The 13,655-nt window shown below is 71.0% G+C and carries 12 protein-coding genes; 10 read left to right on the top strand and 2 right to left on the bottom strand.

What is annotated here, in order from left to right:
- The first annotated feature begins 87 nt into the window (after nt 1-87).
- From ruvC to ACWGH0_RS33470, 8 genes are all read left to right on the top strand, one after another.
- Nucleotides 88-633, top strand: a complete 546-nt coding sequence (gene ruvC, locus ACWGH0_RS33505) for a crossover junction endodeoxyribonuclease RuvC (protein ID WP_452812293.1) — start codon at nt 88-90, stop codon at nt 631-633.
- Nucleotides 630-1,259, top strand: coding sequence for a Holliday junction branch migration protein RuvA (gene ruvA, locus ACWGH0_RS33500; protein ID WP_453408044.1), 630 nt, complete (start codon nt 630-632; stop codon nt 1,257-1,259). Before ruvC ends, ruvA begins: the two co-directional genes overlap by 4 nt.
- A gap of 22 nt (nt 1,260-1,281) precedes the next feature.
- Nucleotides 1,282-2,349, top strand: a complete 1,068-nt coding sequence (ruvB, locus tag ACWGH0_RS33495) for a Holliday junction branch migration DNA helicase RuvB (protein WP_453408043.1) — start codon at nt 1,282-1,284, stop codon at nt 2,347-2,349.
- A 175-nt stretch (nt 2,350-2,524) separates the two neighbouring features.
- Nucleotides 2,525-3,007 carry a preprotein translocase subunit YajC gene (gene yajC / locus ACWGH0_RS33490; RefSeq protein ID WP_453408042.1) on the top strand — a complete coding sequence of 161 codons (483 nt, stop codon included), beginning with the start codon at nt 2,525-2,527 and terminating at the stop codon, nt 3,005-3,007.
- Nucleotides 3,008-3,151: 144 nt separating this feature from the next.
- On the top strand, nt 3,152-4,897 hold the full coding sequence (secD, locus tag ACWGH0_RS33485; protein ID WP_453408041.1) for a protein translocase subunit SecD: 1,746 nt from the start codon (nt 3,152-3,154) through the stop codon (nt 4,895-4,897).
- 1 nt (nt 4,898) lies between these two features.
- Nucleotides 4,899-6,002, top strand: a complete 1,104-nt coding sequence (gene secF / locus ACWGH0_RS33480) for a protein translocase subunit SecF (protein WP_453408040.1) — start codon at nt 4,899-4,901, stop codon at nt 6,000-6,002.
- Nucleotides 5,999-6,541 carry an adenine phosphoribosyltransferase gene (locus tag ACWGH0_RS33475; RefSeq protein WP_453408039.1) on the top strand — a complete coding sequence of 181 codons (543 nt, stop codon included), beginning with the start codon at nt 5,999-6,001 and terminating at the stop codon, nt 6,539-6,541. The genes secF and ACWGH0_RS33475 overlap by 4 nt, the downstream gene beginning before the upstream one ends.
- A gap of 160 nt (nt 6,542-6,701) precedes the next feature.
- Nucleotides 6,702-9,305, top strand: a complete 2,604-nt coding sequence (locus tag ACWGH0_RS33470; protein ID WP_453408038.1) for a RelA/SpoT family protein — start codon at nt 6,702-6,704, stop codon at nt 9,303-9,305.
- 63 nt (nt 9,306-9,368) lie between these two features.
- Here ACWGH0_RS33470 and ACWGH0_RS33465 read toward each other — a convergent pair whose 3' ends face one another.
- Both ACWGH0_RS33465 and ACWGH0_RS33460 read right to left on the bottom strand, forming a co-directional pair.
- A complete protein-coding gene (locus ACWGH0_RS33465) occupies nt 9,369-10,598 on the bottom strand; it encodes a DUF349 domain-containing protein (RefSeq protein ID WP_453408037.1) in 1,230 nt (409 codons plus the stop codon).
- Between the two features lie 143 nt (nt 10,599-10,741).
- Complete coding sequence (locus ACWGH0_RS33460) at nt 10,742-11,548, bottom strand: peptidylprolyl isomerase (protein ID WP_453408036.1); 807 nt, start codon at nt 11,546-11,548, stop codon at nt 10,742-10,744.
- Nucleotides 11,549-11,708: 160 nt separating this feature from the next.
- Here ACWGH0_RS33460 and ACWGH0_RS33455 point away from each other — a divergent pair, with 160 nt between their 5' ends.
- Nucleotides 11,709-12,398, top strand: coding sequence for an MBL fold metallo-hydrolase (locus tag ACWGH0_RS33455; RefSeq protein WP_453408035.1), 690 nt, complete (start codon nt 11,709-11,711; stop codon nt 12,396-12,398).
- Between the two features lie 11 nt (nt 12,399-12,409).
- Nucleotides 12,410-13,655 (top strand): histidine--tRNA ligase (gene hisS / locus ACWGH0_RS33450; RefSeq protein ID WP_453408034.1); only part of this gene is annotated, 1,246 nt, incomplete at its 3' end.

Below are 13,655 nucleotides of genomic sequence, written 5' to 3'. Positions count from 1 at the left end.
GACGACGGGACAAACCCGTCGGCCCGCCGCTGTTGTCACAGGTACCCGATAGCCTGCACAAACAGGTGATCGAAGGGGAGGGGCGTCGTGCGCGTACTGGGCGTGGACCCGGGGCTGACCCGGTGCGGTGTCGGCGTGGTCGAGGGCGTCGCCGGCCGTCCCCTGCGGATGCTCGGAGTCGGCGTCGTGCGCACTCCGGCCGACGCCGAGCTGGGGGACCGGCTGGTCGCCATCGAGCGCGGCATAGAGGCGTGGCTCGACGAGCACCGGCCCGAATACGTCGCCGTGGAGCGGGTGTTCAGCCAGCACAACGTCCGTACGGTCATGGGCACCGCCCAGGCCAGCGCGGTCGCGATGCTCTGCGCCGCCCGGCGCGGGCTGCCCGTCGCCCTGCACACGCCCAGTGAGGTCAAAGCGGCGGTCACCGGCAACGGCCGGGCGGAGAAGGACCAGGTCGGAGCGATGGTGACCCGGCTGCTGCGGCTCGACGCCCCGCCGAAACCGGCCGACGCCGCCGACGCCCTCGCGCTCGCCATCTGCCACATCTGGCGCGCCCCCGCGGTCAACCGCCTCCAGCAGGCGCACGCCGCGGCCCGCGCGCCCCGCATCCCCGTACGGAAGGTCACGCGATGATCGCGTTCGTCAGCGGCCCGGTCGCCGCACTCGCCCCCACCACGGCGGTCGTCGAGGTCGGCGGCATCGGCATGGCCGTGCAGTGCACGCCCAGCACGCTGTCCACCCTGCGCGTGGGCCAGGACGCGCGGCTCGCCACCTCCCTGGTCGTACGGGAGGACTCGCTGACCCTCTACGGCTTCGCCGACGACGACGAGCGGCAGGTCTTCGAGCTGCTCCAGAGCGCCAGCGGCGTCGGCCCCCGGCTCGCACAGGCCATGCTCGCCGTGCACTCGCCCGACGCGCTGCGCCTCGCGGTGTCCACCGGGGACGAGAAGGCGCTCACCGCGGTGCCCGGCATCGGCAAGAAGGGCGCGCAGAAGCTGCTCCTCGAACTCAAGGGCCGTCTCGGGGATCCGCTGGGCACCGGCGGCCACGTCGGCGCGCAGCGCGTCGCGTCCGGGCCCGCGCCCTGGGGCGAGCAGCTGCACGCCGCGCTCATCGGCCTCGGTTACGCGTCGCGCGAGGCCGACGAGGCGGTCGCGGCCGTCGCCCCGCAGGCCGAGGCGGCGCTCGCGGACGGCGGCCGGCCGCCCGTGCCGCAACTGCTGCGCGCAGCCCTCCAGACCCTCAACCGCGCCCGCTGACCCCGATTCGAGAGATCCGTACATGAACTGGGACGACACCGGACCCGACATCGACCAGCGGCTGGTCGGCTCCGGCCCCGACGGCGAGGACCAGGCCGTCGAGGCGGCGCTGCGCCCGAAGGACCTCGACGAGTTCGTGGGCCAGGAGAAGGTCCGCGAGCAGCTCGACCTGGTCCTGCGGGCGGCCCGCGCGCGCGGCGCCACCGCCGACCACGTGCTGCTCTCCGGCGCCCCCGGCCTGGGCAAGACGACGCTGTCGATGATCATCGCGGCCGAGATGAACGCACCGATCCGCATCACCTCGGGCCCCGCCATCCAGCACGCCGGTGACCTCGCCGCGATCCTCTCCTCCCTCCAGGAGGGCGAGGTCCTCTTCCTCGACGAGATCCACCGCATGTCCCGCCCGGCCGAAGAGATGCTCTACATGGCCATGGAGGACTTCCGCGTCGACGTGATCGTCGGCAAGGGCCCCGGAGCCACCGCCATCCCGCTGGAGCTGCCCCCCTTCACCCTGGTCGGTGCCACCACCCGGGCCGGTCTGCTGCCGCCCCCGCTGCGCGACCGCTTCGGCTTCACCGGCCACATGGAGTTCTACGAGCCCGCCGAGCTGGAGCGGGTCATCCACCGCTCCGCGCGCCTCCTCGACCTGGAGATAGACGTGGAGGGCGCCGCCGAGATCGCCGGGCGCTCCCGCGGCACGCCGCGCATCGCCAACCGGCTGCTGCGCCGCGTCCGCGACTACGCCCAGGTCAAGGCCGACGGCGTCATCGACCGCGACATCGCCGCCGCGGCCCTCAAGGTGTACGAGGTCGACGCCCGCGGCCTCGACCGCCTCGACCGGGCCGTGCTCGGCGCGCTCCTGAAGCTGTTCGGCGGCGGCCCGGTGGGCCTGTCCACCCTGGCCGTGGCCGTGGGGGAGGAGCGCGAGACGGTGGAGGAGGTGGCCGAGCCCTTCCTCGTACGGGAAGGGCTGCTGGCGCGTACGCCGAGGGGCCGGGTGGCCACGCCCGCCGCCTGGGCCCACCTCGGGCTCGTACCGCCGCAGCAGGGTACCGGAGGAAACGGACAACAAGGTCTCTTCGGGACGTGACGGACCTGACGGCGCGGAGGGTCGCCCTGTCAGGAACCGCGGTGCCATGCTGGGCGTTGTTCCATTGATGCGGACTCGCTTAGACTCCGCCGATGCCGCCCTTCCAGGGCCGGCGTGCCCACCCCCGTAGATCAGGCCGCTCCCCGGCGCGGTCGTGCGAAGGAATTTCCGTCCCGTGAATATCGTGACCCTCCTCCCCTTCATCGTGCTCATCGGGGCCATGTTCCTGATGACCCGGTCCGCCAAGAAGAAGCAGCAGGCGGCTGCTCAGATGCGCGACGAGATGCAGCCCGGCACCGGCGTCCGGACGATCGGGGGCATGTACGCCACCGTCAAGGAAGTTCACGACGACACGATCCTCCTCGAGGTCGCGCCGGGCGTGCACGCCGTCTACGCGAAGAACGCCGTCGGCGCCGTCCTCGAGGACGAGGAGTACAACCGCATCGTCCACGGTGAGAGCGCCCTCAAGATCGACGCTCCGGTCGTTCCGGACGACGCCTCTTCGCTGACCGGGTCCGCGGACTCCGACGACGTGGCGCGCATCGACCTCGGCAAGAAGGACGACGCCGACGAGGCGGACAAGGCGCACGACGCGGCCGACGTGGCCGCCGACGAGCCGAAGGACAAGAAGACCGACGGCGAGAGCGACGCGAAGTAGTCACGCACGGGGACCGCGGCGCGCCCACGGGCGCCGCCCGGTCCCCGGACCGTGTCGACTTCCGCGGGGCTGGGCCCCACATACTTCGTGGCCGCCTTGGCGCTCACCCGGCGCGGGGGCGGTTGGACAGGGAGAAACGAGAAGGTGGCAGCACCGAAGAAGGGCCGCAGGCCCGCGGGGGCTCCGGGCAGGCCAGGTCGAGCCCTGGCTCTGATCCTGATCGCCATGGTCGCGCTCACCAGCGGGATGTTCGCGACCGGTGAGCTCACACCGCGTCTGGGCATCGACCTGGCCGGCGGCACGAGCATCACGCTCAAGGCCAAGCCCGAGCCGGGCAAGCCGAACTCGATCAACAAGACCAACATGAACACGGCGGTCGGCATCATCGACCGCCGTGTCAATGGTCTTGGTGTGTCCGAGGCCGAGGTTCAGACCCAGGGCGAAGAGAACATCATCGTCAACATCCCCCGGGGCACGAACGAGAAGCAGGCCCGCGAGCAGGTCGGCACGACCGCTCAGCTGTACTTCCGCCCGGTGGTGACGTACACCGCCGGTACCCCGACGCCCGACGCCTCCCCCTCCCCGAAGCCCTCCGCGAGCGGCAAGGACGGCGAGGACGGCAAGACCACGCCGACCGCGACGCCCTCCGCCTCCGCCACCACCCAGGGCCGCGCCGTGACGGACGGGCTGAAGAAGGCCCCGACGCCGACGGCCTCGGACGGCGCGTCGAAGAGCCCCGAGAAGAGCGGCAAGCCGTCGGCCACCCCGTCGCCGGACCCCGCCACCGCGGCGCTGGAGAAGAAGTTCACGGCTCTGGACTGCACGAAGAAGACCGAGCGCGTCCAGGCCAACCTCGGGGTCAAGCCCGAGGACCCCATGATCGCCTGCGGCAAGAACAACGCGGACGAGTGGGAGAAGTACATCCTGGGTCCGGCCGAGGTCAACGGCAAGGACGTCGACGACGCCAGCGCCACGATCGACACCCAGCGCGGTGGCGGCTGGAAAGTCAACATGGAGTTCACGGACGCGGGCTCCAAGAAGTTCCAGAAGATCACCGGCAAGCTGTCGCAGCAGCAGCCCCCGCAGAACCAGTTCGCCATCGTCCTCGACGGCGAGGTCGTCTCGGCCCCCTCGGTCAACGAGACCCTGAGCGCCAACGCCGAGATCTCCGGCAGCTTCACCCAGGAGTCGGCCCAGGACCTGGCCAACATCCTGTCGTACGGCGCGCTGCCCCTCACCTTCAGCGAGGAGACCGTCACCACCGTGACGGCCGCGCTCGGCGGCGAGCAGCTCAAGGCCGGCCTGATCGCCGGTGCGATCGGTCTCGCGCTGGTCGTCGTCTACCTGCTGGCGTACTACCGCGGCCTGGCGTTCGTCGCGATCGTGAGCCTCCTCGTCTCCGCGGTCCTGACGTACACGATCATGACGCTGCTCGGCCCGGGCATCGGCTTCGCCCTGAACCTCCCCGCGGTGTGCGGCGCGATCGTCGCCATCGGCATCACGGCGGACTCGTTCATCGTGTACTTCGAACGCATCCGTGACGAGATCCGCGAGGGCCGTACGCTCAAGCCCGCCGTCGAGCGCGCCTGGCCGCGTGCGCGGCGCACGATCCTGGTGTCCGACTTCGTGTCGTTCCTCGCCGCCGCGGTGCTGTTCATCGTGACCGTCGGCAAGGTGCAGGGCTTCGCGTTCACGCTCGGCCTCACCACCCTGCTCGACGTGGTCGTGGTGTTCCTCTTCACCAAGCCCCTGATGACGCTGCTGGCGCGCACCAAGTTCTTCGGCCAGGGCCACCCGTGGTCGGGCCTGGACCCGAAGCGGCTCGGCGTGCAGCCTCCCCTGCGCCGTACCCGTCGCGTCTCCGCCCCCATCGACCCGAAGGAGGCCTGAGGTGTCCCGACTCGGAAATCTCGGCGCCCGCCTCTACAACGGTGAGGTCGGATACGACTTCGTCGGCAAGCGCAAGATCTGGTACGGCCTCTCCATCCTGATCACCATCACGGCCATCGTCGGCCTGGCGGTGCGCGGGCTGGTCATGGGCATCGAGTTCGAGGGCGGCGCCGTCTTCACCACGGCGAAGACCGGCGTCTCCGTCGCCCAGGTCCAGGAGGACGCCGAGAAGGCGTCCGGCCACGACGCGATCGTGCAGGAGCTCGGCAACGGCGGCATGCGGATCCAGATCAGCGGTCTGGACACCTCCACCGCCAACCCGGTCAAGGACGAGCTCGCCAAGGACCTCGGCGTCGCGCCGGACGACATCACCTCCGAGCTGGTCGGTCCCAGCTGGGGCGAGCAGATCGCCAACAAGGCCTGGACCGGCCTCGCGATCTTCATGGTCCTGGTGGTCGTCTACCTCGCCATCGCCTTCGAGTGGCGCATGGCGCTCGCGGCCCTCATCGCCCTGATCCACGACCTCACCATCACCGTCGGCGTGTACGCGCTGGTCGGATTCGAGGTCACACCGGGCACCGTGATCGGTCTGCTGACGATCCTCGGCTACTCCCTCTACGACACCGTCGTCGTCTTCGACGGTCTCAAGGAGGGGTCGAAGGACATCACCAAGCAGACGCGCTGGACGTACAGCGAGATCGCCAACCGCAGCCTCAACGGCACCCTGGTGCGTTCCATCAACACCACGGTCGTCGCGCTGCTGCCGGTGGCGGGCCTGCTGTTCATCGGCGGCGGCGTGCTCGGCGCGGGCATGCTCAACGACATCTCGCTGTCGCTCTTCGTGGGCCTGGCGGCCGGTGCGTACTCCTCGATCTTCATCGCCACTCCGCTCGTCGCCGACCTGAAGGAACGCGACCCGCAGATGAAGGCCCTGAAGAAGCGCGTCATGGCCAAGCGGGCAGCCGCGACGGCCAAGGGCGAGTGGCAGGAGTCCGACGCCGCCGACGAGCCGCAGGACGACGCCGCCGCACCGGCCGGTGCGGTCGTCGGCCGGCCCCGCGGCCGCAGCGGCGGCCGGGGCAGGCCCTCGGGGAAGCGGCCATGACGACCACCACGCAGGACCTCCTGCTCAGCCGTATCCGGGACGTGGCGGACTATCCGAAGCCCGGCGTGATGTTCAAGGACATCACCCCGCTGCTCGCGGACCCGGCGGCGTTCACGGCGCTGACCGACGCCCTCGCGGAGCTGTGCGTCCGCTGCGGCGCCACGAAGATCGTCGGTCTGGAGGCCCGCGGCTTCATCCTGGCCGCGCCGGTCGCCGTCCGCGCGGGTCTCGGTTTCATCCCCGTGCGCAAGGCGGGGAAGCTGCCGGGAGCCACGCTCAGCCAGGCGTACGAGCTGGAGTACGGCACCGCCGAGATCGAGATCCACGCCGAGGACCTGGTGGACGGTGACCGCGTCATGGTCATCGACGACGTCCTCGCCACCGGCGGCACCGCCGAGGCGTCGCTGGAGCTCATCCGGCGGGCCGGAGCCCAGGTCGCCGGGGTCGCCGTCCTCATGGAGCTCGGGTTCCTGGGCGGCCGAGCCCGCCTGGAGCCGGCTCTGCGGGGGGCACCGCTGGAGGCCCTGATCACGGTCTGACCCGTACGGCCGCAGGCGCGAGGCGGGTCCCGGAGGAATTCCGGGACCCGCCTTCCGCGTTGGTCCAGGTATCAGGCCGGGGGCGAACCGGAAGCCAGGCATCGTTACCATGGGCTTTCCGGGCCTGACCGGGGGACCCGGACCCGCACGAGGAGCGCTCTTGCCAGACGAGGCCCAGCCACTCTCCCCCAGCTCCCGTCCGGGGGACCCCGCAGCCGCGCGGCCCGACCAGCAGGCGGCCGACGCCGCGGCGGGCCCGGCCACGCCTCCGGTGAGCCCGCCGGCCACGCCCGCGAAGGGCGGCCCCCCGGCGAGCGGCCCCCCGGCCAAGAGCGCGAGCGGCGGCCCCGCCGCCAAGAACCCCGAGCCCACCGGCCGGCCCAAGACCGCCCCCGAGCGCGCCGGCGGCGCCCCGCCGCCCGTACCCGCCGCCAAGCCGGCCCAGGGATCCGCCCCCCGCTCCTCCGGCGGCTCCTCCAACCGCGTACGGGCCCGGCTCGCCCGACTGGGCGTACAGCGCTCCAGCCCGTACAACCCGGTCCTCGAACCGCTGCTGCGGGCCGTCCGCAGCAACGACCCGAAGATCGAGACGTCGACGCTGCGCCAGATCGAGCGCGCCTACCAGGTCGCCGAGCGCTGGCACCGGGGCCAGAAGCGCAAGAGCGGCGACCCGTACATCACGCACCCCCTGGCCGTGACCACGATCCTCGCCGAGCTCGGCATGGACCCGGCCACCCTGATGGCGGGGCTGCTGCACGACACCGTCGAGGACACCGAGTACGGCCTGGACACCCTGCGCCGCGACTTCGGCGACCAGGTCGCCCTGCTCGTCGACGGCGTCACCAAACTGGACAAGGTCAAGTTCGGCGAGGCCGCGCAGGCCGAGACCGTACGCAAGATGGTCGTCGCCATGGCCAAGGACCCGCGCGTCCTGGTCATCAAGCTCGCCGACCGCCTGCACAACATGCGCACCATGCGCTACCTCAAGCGGGAGAAGCAGGAGAAGAAGGCCCGCGAGACGCTGGAGATCTACGCGCCCCTGGCCCACCGCCTGGGCATGAACACCATCAAGTGGGAGCTGGAGGACCTCGCCTTCGCGATCCTCTACCCCAAGATGTACGACGAGATCGTCCGGCTCGTCGCGGAGCGCGCACCCAAGCGCGACGAGTACCTCGCCATAGTGACCGACGAGGTGCAGGCAGACCTGCGCGCCGCCCGCATCAAGGCGACCGTCACCGGCCGACCGAAGCACTACTACAGCGTCTACCAGAAGATGATCGTCCGCGGCCGGGACTTCGCGGAGATCTACGACCTGGTGGGCATCCGCGTCCTCGTGGACACCGTCCGGGACTGCTACGCCGCCCTCGGCACCGTCCACGCGCGATGGAACCCGGTCCCCGGCCGGTTCAAGGACTACATCGCGATGCCGAAGTTCAACATGTACCAGTCGCTGCACACGACGGTCATCGGGCCCAGCGGCAAGCCGGTCGAACTCCAGATCCGCACGTTCGACATGCACCGCCGCGCCGAGTACGGCATCGCCGCGCACTGGAAGTACAAGCAGGAGGCCGTCGCCGGCGCCTCCAAGGTCCGCACCGACGTGCCCAAGAACACCGGGCGCGGCCAGGACACCGTCAACGACATGGCGTGGCTGCGCCAGCTCCTCGACTGGCAGAAGGAGACCGAGGACCCCAGCGAGTTCCTGGAGTCGCTGCGCTTCGACCTCTCCCGCAACGAGGTCTTCGTCTTCACGCCCAAGGGCGACGTCATAGCGCTGCCGGCCGGCGCGACACCCGTCGACTTCGCGTACGCCGTCCACACGGAGGTCGGCCACCGGACCATAGGGGCGCGGGTCAACGGGCGGCTCGTACCGCTCGAATCGACCCTCGACAACGGCGACCTGGTGGAGGTCTTCACCTCCAAGGCGGCCGGCGCCGGCCCGTCCCGCGACTGGCTCGGCTTCGTCAAGTCGCCGCGCGCCCGCAACAAGATCCGCGCGTGGTTCTCCAAGGAGCGCCGCGACGAGGCCATAGAGCAGGGCAAGGACGCCATCGCGCGGGCCATGCGCAAGCAGAACCTGCCGATCCAGCGCATCCTCACCGGCGACTCGCTCGTCACCCTGGCGCACGAGATGCGCTACAGCGACATCTCCTCGCTGTACGCGGCGATCGGCGAGGGCCACGTCACCGCGCAGTCCATCGTCCAGAAGCTCGTGCAGGCGCTCGGCGGCGAGGAGGCGGCCACCGAGGACATCGCGGAGAGCGCGCCGCCCTCACGCGGCCGCGGCAAGCGCCGCTCGAACGCCGACCCGGGCGTCGTGGTCAAGGGCGTCGACGACGTGTGGGTCAAGCTGGCCCGCTGCTGCACGCCCGTGCCCGGCGACCCGATCATCGGCTTCGTCACGCGCGGCAGCGGCGTCTCGGTGCACCGCGCCGACTGCGTCAACGTCGACTCGCTGTCGCAGGAACCGGAACGCATCCTCGACGTCGAGTGGGCCCCCACCCAGTCGTCCGTCTTCCTGGTCGCCATCCAGGTCGAGGCGCTGGACCGGTCCCGGCTGCTCTCGGACGTCACCCGCGTCCTGTCCGACCAGCACGTCAACATCCTGTCGGCGGCGGTCCAGACGTCCCGCGACCGGGTGGCCACCTCGCGCTTCACCTTCGAGATGGGCGATCCCAAGCACCTGGGCCACGTCCTGAAGGCGGTGCGCGGGGTCGAGGGCGTGTACGACGTCTACCGCGTCACCTCGGCCCGCCGGCCGTAGCGCCGCGCGAAAGGGCCCCGGTACGCATCTCCGTACCGGGGCCCTTTCGCGTGACGCGGGATGTCAGCCGCCGAACTCCTGGAGGCCCTTGAGGGCCTGGTCCAGCAGCGCCTGCCGGCCTTCGAGCTCGCGGGCGAGCTTGTCGGCGCGGGCGTTGTTGCCCGACGCGCGCGCCTGGTCGATCTGGCCGCGCAGCTTGTCGACGGCGTCCTGGAGCTGGCCCGTCAGACCCGCGGCGCGGGCGCGCGCCTCAGGGTTCGTACGGCGCCACTCGTTCTCCTCGGTCTCCTGGAGAGCCTTCTCCACCGCGTGCATCCGCCCCTCCACCTTCGGGCGGGCGTCGCGCGGCACGTGGCCGATGGCCTCCCAGCGCTCGTTGAGGGAGCGGAACGCGGCCCTGGCCGCCTTCAGGTCCTTCACCGGCACCAGCTTCTCGGCCTCGGCGGCGAGCTCCTCCTTGAGCTTGAGGTTCTCCGCCTGCTCGGCGTCGCGCTCGGCGAAGACCGCGCCGCGCGCCGCGAAGAACACGTCCTGGGCGCCGCGGAAGCGGTTCCACAGGTCGTCCTCGGCCTCGCGCTGGGCACGGCCCGCGGCCTTCCACTCGCTCATCAGGTCGCGGTAGCGCGCGGCCGTCGCGGCCCAGTCGGTGGAGCCCGAAAGGCTCTCCGCCTCCGCGACCAGCCTCTCCTTGGTCTTGCGGGCCTCCTCGCGCTGGGCGTCCAGCGAGGCGAAGTGGGCCTTGCGCCGCTTGGAGAACGCCGAGCGGGCGTGCGAGAAGCGGTGCCACAGCTCGTCGTCCGACTTGCGGTCGAGCCTCGGCAGGCCCTTCCAGATGTCGACGAGCGCGCGCAGCCGCTCGCCGGCGGCCCGCCACTGCTCGCTCTGCGCCAGCTCCTCCGCCTCGGCGACCAGCGCCTCCTTGGCGTGCTTCGCCTCGTCGGTCTGCTTCGCCTTCTCGGCCTTGCGCTCCTCGCGGCGCGCCTCGACCGTCGCCACCAGTGCGTCGAGGCGCTTGCTCAGCGCGTCGAGGTCACCGACCGCGTGGTGCTCGTCGACCTGCTGACGCAGATGACCGATCGCGGCCTGGGCGTCCTTGGCGGACAGGTCGGTGGTCTTCACCCGCCGCTCGAGGAGGCCGATCTCGACAACCAGGCCCTCGTACTTGCGCTCGAAGTAGGCCAGGGCCTCCTCGGGAGAGCCCGCCTGCCAGGAGCCGACGACCTTCTCGCCGTCGGCCGTACGCACGTACACGGTGCCGGTCTCGTCGACACGGCCCCACGGGTCGCTGCTCACAGCGCCTCCATCCACATGATGCCTGCGAGGGCTGTTCACCCCCGGGCATCGTCCACAGTTTCTTTCGCGGGGCTGCATGCGCCCTGCACACCGCCAACATAGGCGAACGGCAGGGCGGCTGTCCGCATCCCGCACCTCCGGATTTACTTGGTGACGGTCGCCCTGTCGATGACGACGGTGGCGTTCGGCGCCCCGTCGCCCTGACCGCTCGCCTCACCCGCGCCGGCGATCTTCTTCAGCACGTCCTGACCGCCCTTGACGGTGCCGAACGGTGTGTAGCTGGGAGGCAACTTGCTGTCCTGGTACACCAGGAAGAACTGGCTCCCGCCGGTGCCCGGACCCGCGTTCGCCATGGCGACCGTGCCCGCCGGGTAGACGCCGCCCTTGAGCTTCGGGTCCTTCAGGTTCTCGTCCGGCAGCTTGTAGCCGGGGGTGCCGGAGCCCTGGCCGGTCGGGTCGCCGCACTGGAGGACGTAGATGCCGCTCGTCGTCAGCCGGTGGCACTTCGTGTGGTCGAAGTACCCCTTGGACGCGAGGAAGTTGAACGAGTTCACCGTGCGCGGCGCCTTCGCCGGGTCCAGCGCGAGGGTGATGTCGCCACAGGTGGTGTCGAGCTTCATCGTGTACGTGGCCGACTTGTCGACGGTGAGCGCCGGCTCCTTCTTGTACGACAGCTTCTTGACCGACCCCGGCGCCGGCTCGGCGCACGGGTCGGGCGCCTTCGAGGGCGTGGAGGAGGGCGTCGCGTCGGCGACCGTGTCGTCCTTGTCGTCGCCGCCCAGCACGCCCGTCGCGTACGCCGTCGCCCCCGCCGCGAGCACCACGGCGAGCGCCGAGGCGATCACGGCGTTGCGGCGGCGCGCCTTGCGCCGGGCCTCGGCGCGGCGCTGCTGCTGGCGTTCGAACTTCTCCCGGGCGAGCTGGCGCCGCCGCTGATCGCTGCTGACCACCGGTGTTCTCCTCGTACGTCTCGTCTGTCACTGCTGTCCGGCCGAGCCGAGCCTGCCCGTACCGTATATGGGTTCGCTGTGCGATGAGCGGCGCCGGTAGGCTCTGATCTGCTGCAATCGGCAGCGGCTTCTCCCGCCGGACGACATATTGAGGACGATCGTGCTTATTGCCGGGTTCCCCGCCGGGGCCTGGGGGACCAACTGTTACCTGGTCGCCCCCGCCGCCGGCGAGGAGTGCGTGATCATCGACCCGGGCCACCAGGCCGCCGCCGGAGTCGAGGAAGCACTCGCCAAGCACCGTCTCAAGCCCGTCGCGGTGATCCTCACCCACGGCCACCTCGACCACGTCGCCTCGGTCGTCCCGGTGTGCGGAGCGCACGACGTGCCCGCGTGGATCCACCCCGCCGACCGGTACATGATGAGCGACCCCGAGAAGGCGCTCGGCCGCTCGATCGGCATGCCGCTGATGGGCGAACTGACCGTCGGGGAGCCCGACGACGTCAAGGAGCTGTCGGACGGCGCCGCACTGAAGCTGGCGGGCCTCGACCTCACCGTCTCGCACGCGCCGGGCCATACCAAGGGGTCGGTGACCTTCAGGATGCCCGAGCAGGCCGACGTCCCGTCGGTCTTCTTCTCGGGCGACCTGCTGTTCGCCGGCTCCGTCGGACGCACCGACCTGCCGGGCGGCGACCAGGCCGAGCTGCTCGAGTCGCTGGCCCGCGTGTGCCTGCCGCTCGACGACTCGACCGTGGTGCTGTCCGGCCACGGCCCCCAGACGACCATCGGCCGCGAGCGCGCCACCAACCCGTATCTCAACGGACTGGCCGCCGCTCCCCGACGAGGAATGTGACGAGACCTCCTGTGAGCACCTTCAAGGCCCCCAAGGGCACGTACGACCTCATCCCGCCGGACTCCGCCAAGTTCCTGGCCGTGCGCGAGGCCATCTCCGCGCCCCTGCGCAACTCCGGCTACGGCTACATCGAGACGCCGGGCTTCGAGGACGTCGCCCTCTTCTCGCGCGGCGTCGGTGAGTCCACCGACATCGTCAGCAAGGAGATGTACGCCTTCGAGACCAAGGGCGGCGACAAGCTGGCCCTGCGCCCCGAGGGCACCGCCTCCGTGCTGCGCGCCGCCCTCGAAGCCAACCTGCACAAGAGCGGCAACCTGCCCGTCAAGCTCTGGTACTCCGGCTCGTACTACCGCTACGAGCGCCCGCAGAAGGGCCGCTACCGCCACTTCTCGCAGGTCGGCGCCGAGGCAATCGGCGCCGAGGACCCGGCGCTCGACGCCGAGCTGATCATCCTCGCCGACCAGGCGTACCGCTCCCTCGGACTGCGCGAGTTCCGCATCCTGCTGAACTCGCTGGGCGACAAGGAGTGCCGGCCCGTCTACCGCGAGGCCCTCCAGGGCTTCCTGCGCGACCTCGAACTCGACGAGGACACTCGCCGCCGCATCGAGATCAACCCCCTGCGGGTCCTCGACGACAAGCGCGCCGAGGTGCAGAAGCAGCTCGTGGGGGCGCCCATGCTGCGCGACTACCTGTGCGACGCGTGCAAGGCGTACCACGAGCAGGTGCGCGAGCTGCTGAACGCGGCGGGCGTCGCCTACGAGGACGACGAGAAGCTGGTGCGCGGCCTCGACTACTACACCCGCACCACCTTCGAGTTCGTGCACGACGGCCTCGGCTCGCAGTCCGCGGTGGGCGGCGGCGGCCGCTACGACGGCCTGTCCGAGATGATCGGCGGCCCCGCGCTGCCCTCCGTCGGCTGGGCGCTCGGCGTGGACCGCACGGTGCTGGCCCTGGAAGCGGAGGGCGTCGAGCTCGACCTGCCCGCCACCACCAGCGTGTACGCGGTGCCGCTGGGCGAGGAGGCGCGCCGCGTCCTGTTCGGCACGGTCACCGAGCTGCGCCGGGCGGGGGTGGCGGCCGACTTCGCGTACGGCGGCAAGGGCCTCAAGGGGGCCATGAAGAACGCCAACCGCTCCGGCGCCCGCTACACGATCGTCGCCGGTGAGCGCGACCTGGCCGACGGCCAGGTGCAGCTGAAGGACATGGAGACCGGTGAGCAGGTCCCGGTCGCGCTGGACGCGGTCACCGACGAGATCC

Source organism: Streptomyces sp. NPDC054887, from assembly GCF_053610585.1.
The sequence above is the reverse complement of the archived record's forward strand: the minus strand, read 5'-3'. Positions and strand labels throughout refer to the sequence as shown.